The sequence below is a fragment of the Paenisporosarcina sp. genome (genome assembly GCF_057785155.1).
In genome coordinates, this window is record NZ_JBYNRN010000012.1 from 45588 (window position 1) to 66570 (window position 20983).

20 protein-coding genes are annotated in these 20983 nt (G+C 36.8%); 18 read left to right on the forward strand and 2 right to left on the reverse strand.

Going from position 1 to position 20983, the window contains the following annotated elements:
- The first annotated feature begins 286 nt into the window (after positions 1-286).
- From pepV to AC3EA5_RS03545, 7 genes are all read left to right on the forward strand, one after another.
- Positions 287-1675, forward strand: a complete 1389-nt coding sequence (gene pepV, locus AC3EA5_RS03515; protein WP_488607087.1) for a dipeptidase PepV — start codon at positions 287-289, stop codon at positions 1673-1675.
- A gap of 123 nt (positions 1676-1798) precedes the next feature.
- Positions 1799-2650 (forward strand): D-amino-acid transaminase, encoded by an 852-nt coding sequence (dat, locus tag AC3EA5_RS03520; protein ID WP_488607088.1) that lies wholly within the window; start codon positions 1799-1801, stop codon positions 2648-2650.
- Between the two features lie 99 nt (positions 2651-2749).
- Positions 2750-3298 carry an RNA 2',3'-cyclic phosphodiesterase gene (gene thpR, locus AC3EA5_RS03525; protein ID WP_488607089.1) on the forward strand — a complete coding sequence of 183 codons (549 nt, stop codon included), beginning with the start codon at positions 2750-2752 and terminating at the stop codon, positions 3296-3298.
- 3 nt (positions 3299-3301) lie between these two features.
- Positions 3302-4273 (forward strand): nuclease-related domain-containing protein, encoded by a 972-nt coding sequence (locus AC3EA5_RS03530; protein ID WP_488607090.1) that lies wholly within the window; start codon positions 3302-3304, stop codon positions 4271-4273.
- On the forward strand, positions 4270-5187 hold the full coding sequence (locus tag AC3EA5_RS03535) for a diacylglycerol/lipid kinase family protein (protein WP_488607091.1): 918 nt from the start codon (positions 4270-4272) through the stop codon (positions 5185-5187). Before AC3EA5_RS03530 ends, AC3EA5_RS03535 begins: the two co-directional genes overlap by 4 nt.
- Positions 5188-5269: 82 nt before the next feature.
- The gene (gene trmB, locus AC3EA5_RS03540; RefSeq protein ID WP_488607092.1) at positions 5270-5926 is read left to right on the forward strand and encodes a tRNA (guanosine(46)-N7)-methyltransferase TrmB; all 657 of its coding nucleotides are present in this window, start codon (positions 5270-5272) and stop codon (positions 5924-5926) included.
- 167 nt (positions 5927-6093) lie between these two features.
- Positions 6094-6942: a YtnP family quorum-quenching lactonase gene (locus AC3EA5_RS03545; protein WP_488607093.1), complete on the forward strand. Its 849-nt coding sequence runs from the start codon at positions 6094-6096 to the stop codon at positions 6940-6942.
- 50 nt (positions 6943-6992) lie between these two features.
- Here the strand turns inward: AC3EA5_RS03545 and AC3EA5_RS03550 are convergent, their stop codons facing one another.
- Complete coding sequence (locus tag AC3EA5_RS03550; protein ID WP_394188371.1) at positions 6993-7307, reverse strand: hypothetical protein; 315 nt, start codon at positions 7305-7307, stop codon at positions 6993-6995.
- Between the two features lie 167 nt (positions 7308-7474).
- On the opposite strand from AC3EA5_RS03550, the gene AC3EA5_RS03555 reads away from it, so the two are divergent.
- The 10 genes from AC3EA5_RS03555 (at position 7475) to AC3EA5_RS03600 (ending at position 17422) form a co-directional block, all read left to right on the forward strand.
- Positions 7475-8548 carry a M42 family metallopeptidase gene (locus tag AC3EA5_RS03555; protein WP_488607094.1) on the forward strand — a complete coding sequence of 358 codons (1074 nt, stop codon included), beginning with the start codon at positions 7475-7477 and terminating at the stop codon, positions 8546-8548.
- Positions 8549-9324: 776 nt separating this feature from the next.
- Positions 9325-9846 carry a DUF84 family protein gene (locus AC3EA5_RS03560; protein WP_488607095.1) on the forward strand — a complete coding sequence of 174 codons (522 nt, stop codon included), beginning with the start codon at positions 9325-9327 and terminating at the stop codon, positions 9844-9846.
- A 72-nt stretch (positions 9847-9918) separates the two neighbouring features.
- Positions 9919-10437 carry a hypothetical protein gene (locus AC3EA5_RS03565; protein WP_488607096.1) on the forward strand — a complete coding sequence of 173 codons (519 nt, stop codon included), beginning with the start codon at positions 9919-9921 and terminating at the stop codon, positions 10435-10437.
- Positions 10438-10451: 14 nt separating this feature from the next.
- Positions 10452-10763, forward strand: a complete 312-nt coding sequence (locus AC3EA5_RS03570; RefSeq protein WP_488607097.1) for a thioredoxin family protein — start codon at positions 10452-10454, stop codon at positions 10761-10763.
- A gap of 161 nt (positions 10764-10924) precedes the next feature.
- Positions 10925-11740 (forward strand): DUF1444 domain-containing protein, encoded by an 816-nt coding sequence (locus AC3EA5_RS03575; protein WP_488607098.1) that lies wholly within the window; start codon positions 10925-10927, stop codon positions 11738-11740.
- Entirely contained in the window at positions 11737-12342 is a 606-nt protein-coding gene (gene ytpR, locus AC3EA5_RS03580) for a YtpR family tRNA-binding protein (protein ID WP_488607099.1), read from the forward strand. Before AC3EA5_RS03575 ends, ytpR begins: the two co-directional genes overlap by 4 nt.
- Positions 12343-12463: 121 nt before the next feature.
- A complete protein-coding gene (locus tag AC3EA5_RS03585; RefSeq protein ID WP_488607100.1) occupies positions 12464-14743 on the forward strand; it encodes a DNA translocase FtsK in 2280 nt (759 codons plus the stop codon).
- 149 nt (positions 14744-14892) lie between these two features.
- Entirely contained in the window at positions 14893-16191 is a 1299-nt protein-coding gene (gene murC / locus AC3EA5_RS03590) for a UDP-N-acetylmuramate--L-alanine ligase (RefSeq protein WP_488607101.1), read from the forward strand.
- Positions 16192-16365: 174 nt separating this feature from the next.
- The gene (locus AC3EA5_RS03595) at positions 16366-16860 is read left to right on the forward strand and encodes a DUF948 domain-containing protein (RefSeq protein ID WP_488607527.1); all 495 of its coding nucleotides are present in this window, start codon (positions 16366-16368) and stop codon (positions 16858-16860) included.
- 1 nt (position 16861) lies between these two features.
- On the forward strand, positions 16862-17422 hold the full coding sequence (locus tag AC3EA5_RS03600) for a YtxH domain-containing protein (RefSeq protein ID WP_488607102.1): 561 nt from the start codon (positions 16862-16864) through the stop codon (positions 17420-17422).
- A gap of 53 nt (positions 17423-17475) precedes the next feature.
- Here the strand turns inward: AC3EA5_RS03600 and pilM are convergent, their stop codons facing one another.
- Complete coding sequence (pilM, locus tag AC3EA5_RS03605; RefSeq protein WP_488607103.1) at positions 17476-19617, reverse strand: pilus assembly protein PilM; 2142 nt, start codon at positions 19615-19617, stop codon at positions 17476-17478.
- Between the two features lie 175 nt (positions 19618-19792).
- Here pilM and AC3EA5_RS03610 point away from each other — a divergent pair, with 175 nt between their 5' ends.
- On the forward strand, positions 19793-20875 hold the full coding sequence (locus AC3EA5_RS03610; protein ID WP_488607104.1) for a bifunctional 3-deoxy-7-phosphoheptulonate synthase/chorismate mutase: 1083 nt from the start codon (positions 19793-19795) through the stop codon (positions 20873-20875).
- Positions 20876-20983: the final 108 nt, after the last annotated feature.

Sequence of the window (20983 nt, forward strand, 5' to 3'; positions counted from 1 at the left end):
GACATGAAGTTTCTAATAGAAACAGGTGTTTAAGTAACTTGTCTTAGACATCCCCTATTCTATATTGTTCGTCAAATGGTTATCTGACAATTCAATTATAACGGATTATCATTATTTTCTCTATAAATATCTCTAAATTTAACGAAATCTTTACATAAACATTACCATTATGAACGAACGATACTATCAAATTTGTTATTATCATTCGCTTTATTGAATTTCCACTATTATTTTTTAGAGAAAAGTGTAGAATAGCTTTAAGTAATATGGAGGGTGGTTTTTTCGAATGGATTGGATGAAAGAAGCACAAAATCGACAAGATGAATTAATTTTAGACTTACAACAACTCATACAAATACCAAGTGTGTTAGATGAGTCATTAGCTAATGAAGATTATCCATTTGGACCTGAACCATATCGGGCTTTAAAATGGTTACTTGATAAAGGTGAAAAAGAAGGAATGATCGTTAAAGATGTAGACCATATGGCTGGACATATCGAAATGGGTGAAGGAGAAGAAATTCTTGGCATTTTGGGTCATGTAGATGTTGTTCCTGCAGGGAATGGATGGACCTACCCACCATTTGAAGGAACAGTAGTAGGGAATAAACTATTTGGTCGTGGATCAATTGATGATAAAGGTCCAACAATGGCTGCATGGATGGCTATGAAAATGGTGAAGGATGCCGGGATCCAATTAGACAAACGTGTACGGTTAATCATTGGGACGGATGAAGAAAGTGGATTCCGTTGTGTGGAGCGATACTTCCAAAAAGAAGCCATGCCAACCATTGGCTTTGCTCCGGATGCTGATTTTCCAATTATTAATGCTGAAAAAGGTATCTCAACTCTCCGTTTTTCATTCCAGACCGATAACACGAACGAGGATATTCAATCGTTTGCATCTGGGAAGCGAACGAATATGGTACCAGATTTTGCAGAAGCCGTTTTCATACATGATGATCCAAACATAGGGAAGACATTTGAGCAGTTTCTGCTTACCAATAAAGTCACGGGATCTGTCATTCCTAAACATAACGAGTGGCACTTTACGCTAGAAGGTAAATCAGCACATGCCATGGAACCTAATGATGGCGTGAATGCCGCGATATATCTTGCAAAATTCCTTGCAAAATATGTAACATCAACGGGTTCAAAGAAATTTATCGATTTTCTAGTAAATACTTTTTGGAATGATTCGAGAGGACATGCCATTGGATTAGCATTTACCGACGAAATGTCTGGTGATACTACGCTAAATGCAGGTGTCATCGCTTTTGATGGGAAAACGGGTACTGTTGATGTTAGCTTACGCTATTCGGTAAGTTATTCATTTGAAGAGAAATTGACGCAATGCCAAACAGCTGTTAATGAACAAGGAATCGCAGTAGATGTACTGTCCAACTCAAAACCTCATTACGTAGATGAGTCGGAAGAGTTAATTCAAAGCTTAAAGAAAGTATATGAACGTCAAACGGGTGAACCCGCAACGTTGCTAGCTATTGGTGGCGGAACATATGCAAGAGTGTTAGAAAAAGGTGTAGCATTTGGGATGTTATTCCCTGGAGAAAAAGATGTTGCTCATCAACTTGATGAATTTGTAGATATTCAAAACCTCATAAAATCTGCAGCGATTTATGCGGATGCAATTTGTGAATTAGCTGCTAAAAAATGAAGCTTTGATACACGGTAGAACGTAGAATCTATTTCGTTCGTAAAATTATAGAAACTACATTTTTTATTGGAATTAACAAAATAACCTCAAAAAATAGAGTAATACACGAAAGAAGGATTTAGCATGTCAATCATTTTATGGAACAACCAATTAATAAATGAAGAAGAAATCAATATTTCAAAAGAAGATCGTGGCTATCAATTTGGTGACGGGATTTATGAAGTCATTCGTGTTTATGATGGTTCCATGTATACAGCAAAAGAACATATTGATCGGTTATATGAAAGTGCGGACAAAATTAGACTGATCATTCCGCATACAAAAGATGTTTTCCACAAAATGATGTATGACTTGATTGAAGCAAATGAGGTTGTTACGGGTCAGGTGTATGTTCAGGTAACTCGTGGAGTATCTGCTAGACAACATCAATTTCCTTCACCAGCAGTGGAATGTGTCATTACGGCTTATACAAAAGAAGTAGCGCGTCCTGTTACACAAATGGCAAATGGTGTTTCAGCTAAAACAGTGGAAGATGTACGGTGGTTACGCTGTGATATTAAGAGTTTAAATCTACTTGGAAATGTACTCGCTAAACAGGAAGCGCATGATGAAGGTTGTTTTGAAGCTGTATTACATCGAGGAGATGTAATTACAGAAGGGTCATCTTCTAATATGTATGGCATACGTGGCGGCGTCCTTTATACGCATCCAGCAACAAATTACATATTAAATGGTATTACCAGACGAGTGATTCTAGAATGCTGCGAAGAAATTGGATTACCAGTGGTAGAAGAAGCGATGTCATTAACGAATTTATATGACCATGAAGAATTTTTCATGTCTTCAACGACAGCTGAAATATTACCGATCATTATGATTGATCAAAAACCAATAGGAACTGGTTTACCGGGAAGTTGGACTACCAAATTACAAGCTGCATTTGAAGCGAAAATTAATAAAGCAGTTCTTGCTTAAAAAGGCATCCCTCTTTTGGTAGAGGGATGTTTTTATATACTGTTTTTTTATTGTAAGCTACTGTAAACTAATGGTACTAAGACTGGTGGTGACAAGCTCATGAATCAGCATTATTTTGTTGGAATATCAGTGCCAAAACAACTGACGAATTCATTAATAAAAACAGCGCATGAAATGGAATTAAAGAAAACACATAAAATAGTGGTGACTTCAGAAGATATGCACATTACTCTGATGTATTTAGGGGCAGTTAATCCTCATCAAATGAATGAACTTATCAAATATATGGAAAGTGCATCAAAATGTCATAACCCGTTTGAGATTCATTCTACATCTGTGCGGGTATTTGGCAATGAAGAAATGCCACGAGTAGTTTACGCAAATATTGAAGAAAAGCAGGAGTTACATTCATTACAAACAGATTTATCAATAGGTGCTACTGAAACAGGACTCCTGTTAGATAAAAAACCTTTTGTACCTCATATCACGTTAGCGAAAAAATGGAGCGGTTTCGGACAGATGCAATCCATTATTTCGTTTAATGATCCAATTTCTTTTACTGTCGAAAAGTTTTCATTATTTGAGATTCGTCCAAACCAAAGTCCAAAATACAAACCGATTGCCACTTTTCAACTAGGAGATAGATAAATTATGGCGCAACTCGTAAAACTTCAAGATTATATATCACGTTATCAACGAGATTTGAAGAGATACCCAACCCAATTTGTGAGACTAAAAAAAATTCAGTGGGAACGCATGAAGACTGAATGGGAAACCGGTGCGGAAGTTCCGCACTGGGAACACGAGGAAGAAGTTGAGACGTTCGAAAAAAAGGGTTGGTTCAAGCGAATATTCGATAAGAAGAAAGAACAGGAATTAGCTTGGGAAGAAAATTCATTAGATCTAGAAACACAAGATGAGGAAGAAGATGACAGTGGTTTTCATTTTGAACCTAATATTGTGTATACCCCTCAAAATTTAGAAGATTTAAAACGTATGTATATGGATCAACTTTTCCATTTTCAATTAAAGTGGGCAAGCTCAACTCTTTTGGAAAAATCCCATGTAGATCCTAAGTTTTTACGCGACAGCCTATTACGACAATTAACTCAAAAACTACCTGATAATTATTTACTATTTTACTATCCGATTTTACAATTAAAAAATGCTCCTTTAGAGTTGGATATTTTGTTATTAACACCTACTGAAGCTTTATGCATTAAAGTGTTAGAGGAAGAAAACATGGCAGCGTTCATTGGAAGCGGTGATCGCTTTTGGGTAAAAAAAGTTGGGAAAACTGAGAAGAAAATTTTGAATCCAACCATTGGTCTAAATCGGATGGAAACGATACTAACCCAAATATTTAAGCGAGAAGAAATTGAATTGCCAATAAGAAAAATAATTGTTTCTCGAAACGGCTATATCGATTTTCCAGGTTCAACTTATGGATTTCAGTTTGTAGACAAACGGAAGTTTCCTGAGTGGTTAACGCAACTGAAAAGTACAAATTCGCCAATGAAACATATGCAACTAAAAGCAGCTCAAGCGGTATTGGGGATGGTTCAAACCACATCTTACCATCGTGTTGGCTGGGAAGTAGATGTTGAGGAAGATCCATCATGAAAGTAACTTTTATTATTAATCCCCTTGCTGGAAACGGCAAGGCGGAACGAAAATGGCAAACTTTTAAAGAAGGATTAGACTTTCCGTATGAATTTTTCCTGACTAGGGCTGCAAAAGATGCAACTGCAATTGCTTCAGATGTCTATAAAGCTTATGAGAAGAACCATTTAATCATTGCTTTCGGTGGAGATGGTACCGTTCATGAAGTAATCGAAGGGTTATTGGATTCTGATTTTTCGATTGTAGGAGTTGTTGGAGCGGGTTCCGGAAATGATTTCGGTCGCGGTTATGTTGCTTTTAAAACACCAGTTGAAATTAATGAATATGTTAGGTCAGAGAATAACCATCAAATGATGGATATTGGTATCATTCAAAATGAGCACCAGCCATATTATTTCGTTAACAATGCAGGATTAGGGTTTGATGCTTTTGTGGCGTTTAAAGTGAATCAATCTCCTTTTAAGAAATGGTTAAACCAATTTGGACTTGGTAAATTAACGTATACATATTTTGTGATCTATACATTACTTACGTTTAAGAGATTCAATCTTTCAATTTCTACAAAATCAGATCAACTAGAATTTAAAAATGTGTGGTTTGCTACTGTAAGCAATCAGCCTTATTTTGGTGGTGGAATGAAAATCTCCCCAGCATCTAATCCTAGTGACGGTTTGTTAGAGTTAACAGTTGTTCATGATCTATCAAGATTAAAATTATTAGTGGTGTTTGCTACTGTATTTTTTGGAAAACACACGAACTTTAAAGAGGTTCATCAAATGCAAGCTCCTTCATTCAAATTATCGACAGATACATCAGTCTACCGTCATACGGATGGAGAATTTGCTGGTTTAACAGAACCATTTATTGTAGATGAATTTAATGTACAACAAGGGAAGTGGCGGCTAGTAAAATAATTCTCAACTTGACGAAATTGACTAGATTCGTAATAATGGATTGTCATATATAAATGTAATAACGAAAGTAGGAAAGTATCAAATGAGATTACGTCATAAACCATGGGCAGAAGATTTTATTGCAGCTCATCCAGAAATAGTCATTGCAAACCCAGAAGAACATAAAGGCAAATGGCACGAAGTATTTGGGAACGATCATCCCCTTCATATAGAAGTAGGTACAGGAAAAGGACAATTTGTTACGGGGATGGCACTAGCCAATCCTGACATTAATTATATCGGTATCGAGTTGTATGATAGTGTTATAGTTTGTGCAGTTGAAACAATCTTAGAAGCAGGGGACATTCCAAACTTAAGATTATTAAAAGTAAATGGTGCAGACTTGCATAAGTTTTTCCAAAAGAACGACGTGAAACAAGTTTATTTAAATTTCTCTGACCCTTGGCCTAAAACTCGTCATGCAAAAAGAAGATTAACACATGAAGAATTCTTAAAACTTTATGAATCGATTTTAGTAGATTTTGGTGAAATTCACTTTAAAACTGACAATCGTGGTTTGTTTGAATTTTCACTTCTAAGCATGTCCTCATACGGCATGTTGCTTAAAGATGTGTCATTAGATCTTCATGCTAATCCCCCTGAAGGCAATGTAATGACTGAGTATGAAGAAAAGTTTTCTGCCAAAGGGCAACCGATTTACCGTTTAGAATCACGATTTGTTAAAAAGGAAAGTCTCTGATTTCAGAGGCTTTTTTTGTTATACTGATTAGCAAGTAAGATTAAGGATATTAGTAAAAGAGGCAGGAATCACTACTTGCAAGCTGAATTTATTTGTACAGACAAAGTCCTTCAAATATTAATTCGAAACAAAAAAACACGAAATTTAAAAAAGGTGGAATCGCACATATGGATCAATATACATTTCATCAAATGAAACTAACTTGGCTAGAAGGTGGCTTTACGAACTTAGATGGCGGAGCGATGTTCGGGGTAGTCCCAAAGCCGCTATGGTCAAAAAAGTACCCTGTTAATGAATTAAACCAAATAGACCTTAGTACCGATCCAATTCTCATCCAGTATAAAGGCAAAAACGTGTTGATAGATTCAGGAGTTGGATTTAATAAGATGACTGAGAGACAGTTAAGAAATAATGGAGTCACAATGCAATCGCATTTAGAAGATTCATTAGCAGAGATTGGTTTACTTACAGAGGATATTCATTTTGTTTTAATGACACATATGCATGCTGATCATGCGTCTGGTCTAACAAAATTTGAAAACGAGCAGTTAATGCCCACGTTTCCTAATGCAGAAATTATGATGTCTGCAATCGAGTGGGAAGAAGTTCGTCATCCGAATATTCGATCGAGAAATACATATTGGAAAGAAAATTGGGAGCCCATTCAACATCAAGTTAAAACGTTTGTTGAAGAAGTCGAAGTAATACCAGGAATCAAAATGATCCATACAGGTGGTCATAGTGCAGGGCATAGTATTATCAAACTTACTCAAAATGATGAAACCTTAATTCATATGGCGGATATTATGCCGACACATGCTCATCAAAACCCTTTATGGGTGCTGGCTTTTGATGATTACCCCATGTCCTCTATTTATGCAAAAGAAAAAATTATGGCAGAAGCACTTGCCAATGGTCATGGTTTTATTTTCTATCATGATGCTTTTTATCGTTTAATAAAATGGGATGTAACAGGCAAAGAAATTATTGAAAAATTAGAGCGTACTAATAGTTAAAAATAATGGATATAAATAAAAGCGATCCCTAAAAAGGGGATCGCTTTTCATTACATTTTGATTAATTCTACAATCGTTCCTGTTCGAGCATCTGCGAAAAATTCAAATTGCTCCATCTCGCCTTCGCTAACTCGTGAAATTCCCCCTCGATACACATCAGTGGAAATTCCTTGGCGATTGAAACCTTCAGTCTTCATATAAATCCAAGAACCGTCGATCGGTCCTTCTTTCTTAAATGACTGTTTCACCCCGTGAAGTACAAGTTCTGCTGGTTTCAACGGTTCAATACGTTTTGCAACTTCGCGGATTAATAAACCCGCAGCAATTCCGGTGGTGAATCCTATGAATAAGTCACGTGTTTTCAATTGACCAGCCCCCTATGCAAATTGTAGTAACAGTTTACCATAAGATACGCTAAATCACTCTGTAAAAGAATGCGGTAAATAATTCGGAAAGCGAAAGATGGGGGTGGAAATACTTTGTCAAGTCGACTACAATATTAAAGAATGTACATAATGAGGAGGATATAAAAGTGAATACAGAAACCCTTCAATTATTTAAAACACTAACAGAACTTCCGGGGGCTCCTGGAAATGAGCATGCAATGAGAAAGTTTATGAAAAGTGAACTTGAAAAATATTCGGATGAAATCATTCAAGATCGCCTTGGCGGAATTTTCGGCGTAAAAAAAGGCGATGACCAAGGACCGAGAATTATGGTGGCAGGTCATATGGATGAAGTTGGATTTATGGTGACACAAATTACGGAGAACGGAATGATTCGTTTTCAACCTCTTGGTGGCTGGTGGAGTCAAGTTTTATTAGCACAAAGAGTTGAGATTATTACTGACAATGGACCAGTAGTTGGTGTAATAGGTTCTATTCCTCCACACTTGCTAAGTGATGAAATGCGTAATAAACCAATGGATATTAAAAATATGTTAATTGATATTGGTGCAGATGATCTATCAGATGCGAAGAAAATCGGTATTCGTCCAGGACAACAAATTGTACCGGTATGTTCGTTTACCCCAATGGCGAATGAGAAGAAAATTTTAGCCAAGGCATGGGACAACCGTTATGGATGTGGACTTGCGATTGAATTATTAAAAGAGTTAAAAGATGAAACTTTACCAAACACTTTATATTCCGGAGCGAATGTAATGGAGGAGGTAGGTCTTCGTGGCGCACAAGCGGCAGCAACCATGATTAATCCAGATTTATTCTTCGCTTTAGATGCTAGTCCAGCTAACGATATGTCTGGATCGAAAACTGAATTTGGTCAACTTGGAAAAGGTACACTATTACGTATTTTTGATAAATCCATGATTACTCACCGTGGGATGCGAGAGTTTGTATTAGATACTGCTGAATCTAACAATATTCCTTATCAGTACTTCATTTCTCAAGGTGGAACAGATGCAGGTAGAGTTCATATGTCTAATGAAGGTGTTCCAAGTGCAGTAGTTGGTATATGTTCAAGATATATTCATACATCTGGTTCAATCATTCATACAGACGATTATGCTGCAGCAAAAGAGCTAATTATTAAATTGGTTAAATCTGCGGATCGTACAACATTAGAAACCATTCATCAAAATGTTTAAAAAAGGAGCCTGAAAGGGCTCCTTTTAAACTGTAAATAAAAGAATAAGGGTATCATCATAAAATAATTTTTAACTTTAATCCTTTACTGAAGTAGAAGGTGGAAGGCTCTTTCTTTCGCTTTCCGCGGACGAAACGCCAGCTTCCTCGGCTGTTAAAAATCTATGCTCCTGCGGTTACTCGTCGCAAACGAATTGTTCACAATTCGTTGCCTGTGGGGTCTAGCGTATTTCGTTTTTCCGCAGGAGTCTTCAGAAATAGCCGTCCACTTTCTACTAAAATGTATTGTTAACAGAGCTATACAAAAATGATTGTTTAAGTTTAAACACCTAGCGTATGATTGTAGCGCAAGGCGGCGACTCCTGTGGGACTAGCACGTACTGAAAGCCCCGCAGGAACGGAGTGACGAGGAGATTGAAGGCGTGCCCCACGGAAAGCGTCCGCATGGAGCGGAAATCAACTTTGTTAGAGTTTTATTATTAGATTATTTATTATGAAATTGACTCAAGTATATATTTATTGGGATTTCTGTTGATTGGAATGGAGGCGGCGACTCCGAGAGGATTAGCAAGAGCTTTAGACCCTGGACTGAGCCTCGCGAAGGAAGCGGCTTTTAGATGAACACAGACTAGGAACGCCACATCGTGTGGCAACGTCTGTGAAACCAACATCCTTTTGGCCTCCTCCGGAAAGCGACCGTCGAAATGGAAATCAACCTTTTTTACATATCTCAGTTCCATAGTTTCTCACAAATTGTATGCAGAGGAGAGGCAAATAGTTGAAAATAGGCATTGGCACGAAAAACCCAGCGAAAACATCAGCAGTTAAACGATTATGCGATATACACATTCATAATGCTATTATTTCCGAATATAAAGCACATTCTCTTGTTTCAGAACAACCTTTAAGCGACGAGGAAACATTACTTGGCGCAAAAAACAGAGCAGCACATGTCCTCGAACTCTCCGATGTGCAGCTTGCATTTGGACTTGAAGGTGGAGTGAAAGAAGTAAACGGTCAAATGTACATATGTAATTGGGGAGCATTAGCTCTAAGAGATGGCACTTTTTTTGTAGCGGGTGGAGCGCAAATTCCATTGCCGCAAGAAGTAGCAAAATCTATTCGGGAGGGTTTAGAACTTGGCCCAGTTATGGATGCGTATACCAACCGAAGTGGAATTAGTCACTCCGAAGGAGCAGTAGGCGTTTTTACAAATGGTTTATTAAATCGACAAGAAATGTTTGAACATATACTTATTATGTTGATTGGACAATATAAGCGGTCACAATCCACCATTTGATACGCTTGAGTTGCAACCATTACCGAACAATATTAAAATGTAAGTACTGCGTAATTGAATGGAGGAAAGAAAATGAATCGAAGTTGGTTGCGGGTTTTAATCGCACCTCTCGTCATGATCAGTTTAGTTGGATGTTCAGCATCTGTTGAAAATCAAACAGAGGATGGCATTCAAGAAGCTAAAAAAGTATTCCAAGGTGAATCCATTAAGCCAAATGAACAAGTAGAATCCGTTCAATTCTATGTTCCAGGTGGCTTTGCTATAAAAGAGGAATCCGATGAATCAAATATTGTTCTTTCGGATGATCAAGACTCATTTGTGCTATTTATTAATCCAAACGAAAAAGAAAATAGTCAATTATTTTATGATTTATTGCTTGCTGAAAAGAAAGACATGATTTTAGCAGAGCAAACGTTTGAACAAAACGGTCGATTTGGTTTTGTTGCGTTATTACCATCTGGAGAAGAGCATTATGAAATTATTGTAAGTAGTGGTGGTTATAAATTATCAACGATATCAGATGAAAATAAAATCGCTGATAATATGCAGCAGATGATGGAAATTATTCGTTCCGTTAAAGTTGAAAAATAAGGGAGGTTTGATGAATGAAGAATTTAGAGTCAGTGGAACAATTTAATGAGTTAAAAGAATCTTCAACTGTTGTGTTCTTATTTACAGCTGACTGGTGTCCGGATTGTCATTTCATCGATCCATTTATGCCAGAAATAGAACAAACTTTTAACAACCTAACATTCATTTCAGTTAACCGTGATCAGTTCATCGACATATGTGCCGAGAATGAAATTTACGGAATTCCTAGTTTTTTAGCTTATAGAGATGGTGTGGAAGTTGGAAGGTTTGTCAGTAAAGAACGTAAAACGAAACTAGAAATAGAAGAATTCTTAAATAGAATCTAAAAATTAAATGGATATAACTATTATTATTTGTTGTAAATGATATGAACCGCAATAGTCAAATCTATTACGGAATCGCTTGTCATATGTAATAGATCCAATAAATAATGAACGGTTCCGCCACATTGGTGTGAGCCGTTTACTTTTGTAGAGGATGTGAAAGTATGAATTCAGAGCAATTGGTAAATCGTTTAAAAGAAAAGTTAGCTGATCCAAACTTTAATTGGCAATTCGATAAAAAAACAGATCGAATCCGGTTAGACCATTCTGTATTAAATAAAGGAATGGATATTTCTTTACCGGAAATCTTAGCTAAGTATGAAGTGAAAAAAGAACAAGCGATTGATGAAGTTGTGTATACGATTAGCCAGACATTTTCTGCTATGGAGATGGAAGCTAAGGGACTTATTCAATCGAATCATTCAATTTTCCCGGTTATTAGATCAACGTCATTCCCAATAAAATCGAATGATGGTGAAGTATTTATTACTTCTGAACATACAGCGGAGACAAGAATTTATTATGCCTTAGATTTAGGGAATACTTATCGGTTGATTGACCAAAAGGTGTTAAATGAATTAAACCTGTCCGAATCCCTTGTTAAAGAAACTGCTCGTTTCCAAGTTAGAAAATTAGCTATCAAATTAAAAGAAGATCATGTAGCAGGTAATGTTTTTTATTTCTTAAATGTAAATGATGGTTATGATGCTAGCCGTATTTTAAATGAATCATTCTTAAAAGAAATGGAAGCGAAAATTGAAGGGGACATGACTTTATCTGTCCCTCATCAAGACGTATTGATAATTGGCGATATTCGAAATGATGTAGGATATGATGTTCTTGCACAGATGACAATGCATTTCTTTACTGTCGGAACGGTTCCTGTTACATCTTTATCGTTTCTTTATGAAAACGGGGAGTTAGAGCCTATATTTATCATGGCTAAAAATCGAGTTGAAAAGGAGAAAGAAAATAAATGAATATGTTTTATAACACACAAGGAATTGGTGACGTTTTACTCGTCCAATTAACTATGGATTCATTCGAAAATATCGAATCTGAAACAAAAGGTGACATTACTTTAATAAAGGATGCACAATCAGGAAAAGTAGGAGCATTTAATTTATTTCAAGCAAGCAATTATGTAAGTATTGCTGATAAAGGTTCAGTAGAAATAACGGAAGATCTTGTTGCTAAGGTACAAGAGGCGTTAAATAAAAACGGTGTGGATTTAGTTTTAGAAATCGATTTGTCGCCGAAATTTGTTGTTGGACATGTTACTTCGAAAGAAAAACATCCAAATGCAGACAAATTAAACGTATGCCAAGTTAACGTTGGGAATGAGACCATACAAATAGTTTGTGGTGCGCCTAATGTCGACGAAGGTCAAAAAGTAGTTGTCGCAAAGGTCGGAGCTGTCATGCCGTCTGGTTTAGTTATTCGTGATGCAGAACTAAGAGGCGTACCTTCGAGCGGTATGATTTGTTCAGCAAAAGAGTTAGCAATCCCAGATGCACCAGCTGAAAAAGGCATTTTAGTATTAGAAGAATCGACAGAAGTAGGAATTCCATTTACAATCTAATACATTTTACAAGGCTAAGTATCCATTTTTAAGGATTCTTAGTCTTTTCTTTTTAGATTCATTTAAAACGCAAGGCAAAACTGATAAAATGGAAATATTGAAATGAAAAGAGGGTTTTATTTTGAAATGGTTGACCAATAAATTGCAACGCTTGTTTTCAACAGATCGAGAGGATTCTGTTGAAATCGAAAGTGAACTTGAATACACGGATACTAAAGTATACATAGATAAAAAAACACCGTTTCGTTTTCCTTTAATAAGTGATGACGAAAAAGAACATAAAAATGATGGTCACATTCCTCATGTGAAAGATGAAGAAGATCTAGAGGGAGACATCCAGCCTCTTTATATGCATAAGAAATGGCAACAAAATCGTCCGACTGCACCAGCCACTCAAACGATAAAAAAACCAGAAATCAAAGCGATTCCACAAACAAAGAAAATACCAGTGGCGACAAAAACGTTTACGCCGACTCAAGTTCCTTCACCCATACATGGATTTGCACGTCCGAATGTTAAAACGGGTAAGCCAATTGAAGAATTACTTGCTAAAAAAAATCTGGACGAGCCTAATGCGAGTAAAGCATTGAGGATTAGTACTGAGCCAGAACCATTAAAGATTAGTGAAAGACAAGAAGAAATACCGAAACCGATTATGTTATCTGAACCTACTCGGGAGATTCCAAATACTTCTGAATCCCAAAAAGAAATAATTATCAAAGAAGAAGTACATGAAAAAGAGATTCAAGCAGTTCAAGTTGAACCAGTTTTAGAAAAACCAACATCAAACAAAACCTTACCATTCAATGTCATGATGTTGAAATCGGATAAGCAAAAGCTTGAAAACAAAATGGACATGCCTTCTAAAGTACAAGCTAGTAACTCTTTTAACCAACCGGCTGCAACTGAAGTAGTTGCAACAAATATGGCACCTGCTATACCGATTGCACCAGTTCAAACGAAGCCAGCTGTTTTGCCAGCCGAAGAGAATGGGTACATCTTTCCGCCACATCAATTCTTAGTACCACCTGAGCAGAAAACACAGGACACTGAATGGATGGAAATGCAGGCAACGAGATTAGTAGAAGCGTTATCCTACTTCCAAGTAAAAGGTGAAATTATTCAGATGGTGCAAGGTCCTGCTGTCACTCAATTTGAAATGACAGTCGGGAATGGCACGAAAGTAAGTAAAATCAGAAATCTCGCAGACGATTTAAAACTGGCGTTAGCTGCAAAAGATATTCGAATTCAAGCACCGATTCCAGGTAAGAGTTCAATTGGAATTGAAATACCAAATCGAGTATCTAGACCGGTTCGTATTTCAGAAGTTGTAGATAGTGAGCCTTTTATCACGTCCGATTCACCATTAGAGGCAGCACTAGGACTAGACCTAACTGGTAAACCTGTGACCATTGATTTGCGAAAAATGCCGCATGGTTTAATTGCTGGAGCTACAGGTTCAGGTAAATCAGTATGTATTAACTCATTATTAATTAGTTTGTTGTACAAATCGAATCCTTCTGAACTGAAATTATTACTAATTGATCCGAAGATGGTGGAGCTCGCTCCATTTAATCATATTCCTCACTTAGTAAGTCCTGTTATTACCGATGTGAAAGCTGCGACTGCTGCTTTAAGATGGGCAGTTGAAGAGATGGAAAGACGTTATCAATTATTTGCGCATGTTGGCGTTCGTGATATTACTCGATACAACTCAATAGCAACTGAAAAACGTCAATTTGCACAAAAAATGCCTTATCTTTTAATCGTTATTGATGAATTAGCTGATTTAATGATGATGGCACCAACTGAGGTTGAGGAAGCCATTTGTCGAATTGCTCAAAAAGCAAGAGCTTGTGGCATACATTTAGTAGTATCGACACAACGTCCATCTGTAGATGTCATTACGGGCTTAATAAAAGCAAATATCCCAACTCGTATTGCTTTCTCAGTATCATCTCAAGTAGATTCTCGCACGATCCTGGATACACAGGGTGCAGAACGATTATTAGGACGCGGAGACATGTTGTACTTAGGAAATGGAATGTCAGCTCCAGTGCGTCTTCAAGGTACTTATGTGACCGATGATGAAATGGAAGCTATTATTGAACACGTAAGAAGCCAAGGAGAGCCTGAATACTTATTCGAGCAAGATGAGCTAGTACGACGACTCGAAGTTTCTGACGATCAAGACGAACTTTTTGAAGAAGCCTGTCGTTTCATTTTAGAACAAGGTTCTGCTTCTACCTCGTTACTCCAGCGTAAATTCCATATTGGATATAACCGAGCGGCAAGGTTAGTGGATTTAATGGAACAACATGGTTACGTCTCTGAGCAAAAAGGTAGCAAGGCGAGAGAGGTCTTTATTACTGAAAATGATCTCGAAGCATTATTTGGATGATTCATAGCGAATACATTTGTAAAAGGATGTATATGCTTTGTTAAATAGTAAGAAAAAACGTTCATTTCTTGAGAAGATTAATTGATGATATAATAGGGTAAGTAATTTAAGAGAAAAGTTCGGGTACCTTTCCCAGGAGGTTATATATAATGACATTGTTTCATTTTACAGGTATTAAAGGGTCAGGTATGAGTTCACTGGCTCAAATTTTGCATGATGCTGGAAATCAAGTTCAAGGGTCTGATATTGAAAAGCACTTCTTCACAGAAGATCCACTTCATAAAAGAGGAATTACGATTCTTCCTTTTAATAAAGATAATATTCAAGAAGGCATGACTGTTATAGCAGGAAATGCTTTTCGTGATGATCATGAAGAATTAGTTGAAGCTAAAAACAAGGGCATTGAAGTGATTCGTTACCACGTATTCTTAGGAGATTTAATGAACCAGTTTATATCAATCGGTATAACAGGATCTCACGGGAAAACATCAACAACTGGTTTGATGTCACATGTATTAGGTGGTCATGCGCCTACTTCATACTTAATCGGAGACGGAACAGGACATGGTACAGAAGATGCAACGTATTTTGCTTTTGAAGCATGTGAATACAGACGCCACTTTTTAGCGTACCACCCGGACTACATGATTATGACCAATGTAGACTTCGACCATCCAGATTATTTTGGTGGAATTGATGATGTATTTTCGGCATTTCAAACGATGGCCTTGCAGGTGAATAAAGCAATTATTGCTTGTGGTGATGATGAGCATTTGCAAAAAATTCAAGCGAATGTGCCGGTTGTATTTTATGGATTTGGATCTGAAAATGATTTTGAAGCTAGAAATGTAACCAAAACAACGACGGGTTCAACATTTGATGTGTTTGTTCGAAATGAATTCTATTACACATTTGAAATTCCATTATTCGGAGATCACACGGTTTTGAATGCCTTAGCTGTCATTTCACTTTGTCACTATGAAGGTATCAAAGCTGAGACAATACAAGCGCAATTAGCAACGTTTAAAGGTGTTAAACGTAGATTTACAGAAAGCGAAAAAGGTGGCCATATTCTGATCGATGATTATGCTCACCATCCGACTGAAATTAAAGCAACGATTCAATCTGCACGACAAAAATATCCTGAACGCGAAATTGTAGCTATCTTCCAACCACATACATTTTCTCGTACTCGAACATTTTTAAATGAGTTTGCTGAAAGTTTAGAAGGTGCGGATGCTGTTTATTTATGTGATATATTCGGTTCTGCTCGTGAAAATGTAGGAGATTTATCAATTGGTGATTTAAGTGAGTTAATCCCAAATTGTTCTGTCCTAACAACTGAAGAGATTGATCGGTTATTAAACCATAAAAATGCAGTCTTTTTATTCATGGGTGCTGGAGATGTACAAAAATTCCAACGTGCTTTTGAAGAAAAAATTATATAAAAGAGGAGCTCTAGCCATATTTGGCTAGAGTTTTTATTTTGTACGATGATATCGGTATTTATCAGCAGGATTTTTGAAGCTTTTGTAGAATAAAGATATCATTCACGTTTAATTACTGCTGTGAATGGGAACATAGTTTATATGAACATCATAGAGGAGGAATAAAGTATGGAGATGGAAATTATTCTATACATAGCTGCCTTAATCGCGGCAATAGGCTTTCTAGTCTTATGTATTAGTTTAGCCATGACGTTAACATCATTGAAAAAGACCCTTACAAACGTGTCTAATACAATGGCAGGATTAGAAGGGCAACTTCAAGGTGTAACGAGAGAAACGACTGAATTGCTTCACAAAACGAACGGTTTAGCGTCAGATCTTCAGTATAAATCTGAGAAACTAAACAGTGTAGTGGATGCAGTTAAAAATGTTGGTGAATCTGTAAATGGATTAAATACATCAGTTAGAAGAATTACGTCTTCTATTTCCACAGAAGTTGAAAGAAATGAAGACAAAATTGCTCAAGTTGTACAATGGAGCAATGTTGTCATGGGCATTCGAGATAAGTTTAAAGAAAGAAAAGCACTTGAAGAAGCAAGAGCAGGATATACGATTTACTCAAATAATCCTGATGAAGTAACTGCTAAACAAAATCAAGGAGGAATTTAATATGACGAACTACAAACCAAATTACAACGAAGCTCAATATAATCATGAATTCTACAATAACAAATCTAAACAAACGGAAGCTTACTTACCACAATCTTATGAATATCAAAATGGGCACCGCGATTCACTTTACTCAAATGATGAAGTCAATTCAAAAGACTTTGTAATTGGTGCATTAGTTGGTGGAATTATTGGTGCAGCTGCTGCACTGTTCCTTGCTCCAAAAACAGGTAGAGAATTACGTGAAAATGTTTCAACACAAGCCATGCAATTAAAAGACAAAACAGCTGATTTCTCATCAACTGCAAAAGAAAAAACTTCTCATTTGTCTACTCAATTAAAAGAACAATCTGGACAAATCGTTGATAAAGTAAAAGGGATGAAAACAAAATCATCAGCTCCAATGGATGATGGCACTGCTTCTTCTGAAGGAGAAGAGCCAATTGATTTCTTAGAAACGGTTACAAATACGGTAGACGAAGTAGCAGATGAAGGCAACAAAGGCTTAACGGCGACAGCTAAAGCTTTACAAGAAGCTGTAGAAGATCAAAATAATAAATAAGTTTTATGTTAAAAACCCCTCACACTTTTAAAAGATGTGAGGGGTTTATTTGTTCACGAACTAAAATTAATTTCTAACTGATCTCCACCAAAAATGGGTTCATCAAAAGTAGATGACTGTCCATTTCTTAAAATAACGAATTGGCCGGATTGTTGTTCAGAAAGTTTCCAATCTGTAAATCGGAAAACATCTTGGAAAATCCATGGATTCGTGTCTAACTTCTCAATAGTTACATGACTTCCAGCAGAAACAACATCATCTAATGTTGCACTAGTTCCATTGACGTGTACGGAAACACAATTTTTTTCTAGTTTAGTTTGCTTACCTTGAAATGAAATTGTTATCGTATCTTGAAGCTTTATTTGAAGTTGATCCGCAATGTTTTGAACAGATGGTGACATACTTTTAGATATGGACAATATATCAGAATCTTGAACAGGGTATTGAAGTTTAATGGGTAAATCATTGAGTAAAAGTTGTGAAGAAAATTCTGGGAATAAAACAGATTTTCCATCGACTGTTATAAAATAGGGTTTAATCTTTTGGAATATATGCGATTGACCAGTTGCTTTAATAATTTCTTCAGCAGAATCAATGGTTTTAATGGTTACTTTATCTCTTTCTTGTAGAGATGAATCGAGAGTTGCGGAATTGCCATTGACTTGAATTAATGGCTCAACCATATACATCGTACCTTCTATAATGACTGTTTTAATAGATGCATCATCGATTAAATCACGTACTGTCACTTGAGCATTAGCTCCGTCTCGTCCTTCAATTAAATGAATAATATCTCCATTTTTAATGAGAGACTTTGTAATGGCAGGTTCATTATTTACATGTAAAGTTGCAGGTTGACCATGCTCGCCAGGAATCATGATATCTCTACCATTTACGTTTACTGCTAATGCCATACCAGGTTTTCCGTATAAACTACGTGCGCGAATATTCGCTGCTAGAAGAGCATCTCCTACAGTCATTTCTTTTAATTCGAATAGTCGAATCACCTTTTCATTAACTTGTACAGACATATAATGAATCGGTGTTTTTCTTGCTGCAATGGCTATCCCAATCGGCGTTACTAATTCAGGTGAAGAAGAAACATGCTGGGCTTTCGTTAATGACTGAATAGCATCAAGACCTCTAACAGCTACGCGATTCTCTGGTAACTCTAATTCAGCTGCAATATGTTTTGTGATATCAGGAGTTAAACTTCCACCTCCTACTAACATGATGGCTTTAGGTGATTGCTGATTATTTAGTCTCAAAATTTCATGAGCAATAGATTTAGCTAAATTTGAGGTTGCTGGACGTAATGCTTCTATGACTTCGACCTTGGGGAAAAATTGGTCAAATCCTAAAATATCTTGGATACGGATTTCGTCAGAATGGTTAATCATTCTTTTTGCTTCTTCAGCTAAAGGGAAATCTAGTAAATAGTGATCACTCATAGCTTCCGTAATCTCATCACCAGCTGTTGGAACCATTCCATAGGCAACCACGGTACCTTTATCCGTAATCGCAATGTCAGACGTTCCAGCGCCAATATCAACCAGTGCAACATTTAATCGTCGCATAGAAGGTGGAATCAGCACGTTAATCGCTGCAATCGGCTCTAAGGTTAAGCCTTCCATTTCAAGGTCCGCTCTTTTTAACGCAGATAAAAGTGATTCCACAACAACTCGTGGCAGGAAGGTTGCAATAACTTCAACCGAAGCAGTCGAACCTTGTTGGTCGACTAAACTTCCAATTTCTTCACCATCTAATCTGTAATAAAGAACAGAATAGCCCACACAATAGTAATGACTATTTTTGTTTTCTAAATCGTCAGTGAGTAATTGTTGTTGAGCTTGCTGGACCGCTGCTAACTCTAATCGACTAATATCTTCTTCGGAAAATAGAGGACGATTTGTTACATCCATTTCAACTAAAGCTTGTTCGGTTTTTAAAGCACGACCAGCGGCTGCTACACTTACTTTAGTAAGAGGACCATGGGTTTGTTCAAGGTTTTCTTTTACGTGTCTGATGACATCTGCAACAGCTAGAACATTATGTATTTGTCCATCTAACATAGCCCGCTCTTTATGTTCTTCTACAACTAGGTCTGCTACATGGTAGGAATCATTTTTTTCTTCTAATATGATGCCAACTACTGATCTCGTTCCGATATCTAAAGCGAATAGTTTTTCAGCCAATCGAAAGCACATCCTTTTATCTTCATAATCCACTTTTACTTTCGCGCGTTGAAGCGATAAAGAAAATGCGTGACTTTCTAATTTTCATTGATTATAATAGTTCTATTATCTAAAAATGTATCATAGTTTTCGGTTCGCCGAAAGACCTGGTACCAGGAAGAGAGGAGATCACGGTATGAGCCATCAAGAATTAGATCATTTACGCACACGTGTTGATGAATTAAATTTAGAAATTTTAAAATTAATCAATGAACGTGCAAGCGTAGTTCAAGAAATTGGAAAAGTAAAAGAAAAGCAAGGTGTCAACCGTTATGATCCTCTTCGTGAGCGACATATGTTGAATTTATTGAAAGATAATAACGTTGGTCCACTGCCGCAATCGACAGTTGAACATATATTTAAAGAAATCTTTAAATCTGCATTAGAACTACAAGAAGATGATCATCGTAAAGCACTATTAGTATCGAGAAAGAAAAAAGCAGAAGATACGATTGTCGTGATTAATGGAGAACGCATTGGAGAAGGCGGTCCATCATTTGTATTCGGACCATGTGCAGTTGAATCATATGATCAAGTCGCAACAGTTGCCGGAGCCATCCAAGCAAAAGGTTTGAGAATGATTCGTGGAGGCGCTTATAAACCAAGAACATCGCCTTACGACTTCCAAGGTCTTGGATTAGAAGGATTGAAAATTTTAAAACGTGTAGCACAAGAATATAATTTAGCAGTTGTCAGTGAAATTGTGACACCTTCACACTTAGAAGAAGCTTTAGAATACATTGATGTAGTTCAAATTGGAGCACGTAATATGCAAAACTTTGAATTATTAAAAGCAGCAGGGTCTATTAAGAAACCCGTCCTATTAAAACGAGGAATGGCTGCAACGATTGATGAATTCATCAATGCTGCTGAATATATTATTTCACAAGGTAATGATCAAATTATATTATGCGAACGTGGGATTCGTACGTATGAGAAAGCGACACGAAATACACTAGATATTTCAGCTGTGCCAATTTTAAAGCAAGAAACACATTTACCAGTATTTGTGGATGTTACTCATTCCACAGGACGTCGTGATTTATTGCTACCTGCAGCTAAAGCAGCGATTGCGATCGGGGCTGATGGAGTAATGGCTGAAGTCCACCCAGATCCAGCTGTTGCCTTATCAGATGCAGCACAACAAATGAATTTACAACAATTCGATGAGTTCTACGATTCGTTGCAAAAATTCATGAAGAACTATGATATGAAATAATTTACGCTGTTTAAGGCATACAACCTAGTGAATGACATACGTTTCATATCAATGAAAGACTCACTGCCTCTTGTCCCAACTTGTGGATAAGAGGTGTTTTTCTATTTT

What these genes read in the sequence shown, in the direction of transcription:
- trmB (WP_488607092.1), top strand. Translation starts at nt 5,270, where the DNA reads ATGAGATTACGTCATAAACCATGGGCAGAAGATTTTATTGCAGCTCAT.
- thpR (WP_488607089.1), top strand. Translation starts at nt 2,750, where the DNA reads ATGAATCAGCATTATTTTGTTGGAATATCAGTGCCAAAACAACTGACG.
- AC3EA5_RS03600 (WP_488607102.1), top strand. Translation starts at nt 16,862, where the DNA reads ATGACGAACTACAAACCAAATTACAACGAAGCTCAATATAATCATGAA.
- pepV (WP_488607087.1), top strand. Translation starts at nt 287, where the DNA reads ATGGATTGGATGAAAGAAGCACAAAATCGACAAGATGAATTAATTTTA.
- AC3EA5_RS03575 (WP_488607098.1), top strand. Translation starts at nt 10,925, where the DNA reads ATGAATTCAGAGCAATTGGTAAATCGTTTAAAAGAAAAGTTAGCTGAT.
- AC3EA5_RS03565 (WP_488607096.1), top strand. Translation starts at nt 9,919, where the DNA reads ATGAATCGAAGTTGGTTGCGGGTTTTAATCGCACCTCTCGTCATGATC.
- AC3EA5_RS03535 (WP_488607091.1), top strand. Translation starts at nt 4,270, where the DNA reads ATGAAAGTAACTTTTATTATTAATCCCCTTGCTGGAAACGGCAAGGCG.
- ytpR (WP_488607099.1), top strand. Translation starts at nt 11,737, where the DNA reads ATGAATATGTTTTATAACACACAAGGAATTGGTGACGTTTTACTCGTC.
- dat (WP_488607088.1), top strand. Translation starts at nt 1,799, where the DNA reads ATGTCAATCATTTTATGGAACAACCAATTAATAAATGAAGAAGAAATC.
- AC3EA5_RS03530 (WP_488607090.1), top strand. Translation starts at nt 3,302, where the DNA reads ATGGCGCAACTCGTAAAACTTCAAGATTATATATCACGTTATCAACGA.
- AC3EA5_RS03610 (WP_488607104.1), top strand. Translation starts at nt 19,793, where the DNA reads ATGAGCCATCAAGAATTAGATCATTTACGCACACGTGTTGATGAATTA.
- murC (WP_488607101.1), top strand. Translation starts at nt 14,893, where the DNA reads ATGACATTGTTTCATTTTACAGGTATTAAAGGGTCAGGTATGAGTTCA.
- AC3EA5_RS03545 (WP_488607093.1), top strand. Translation starts at nt 6,094, where the DNA reads ATGGATCAATATACATTTCATCAAATGAAACTAACTTGGCTAGAAGGT.
- AC3EA5_RS03570 (WP_488607097.1), top strand. Translation starts at nt 10,452, where the DNA reads ATGAAGAATTTAGAGTCAGTGGAACAATTTAATGAGTTAAAAGAATCT.
- AC3EA5_RS03595 (WP_488607527.1), top strand. Translation starts at nt 16,366, where the DNA reads ATGGAAATTATTCTATACATAGCTGCCTTAATCGCGGCAATAGGCTTT.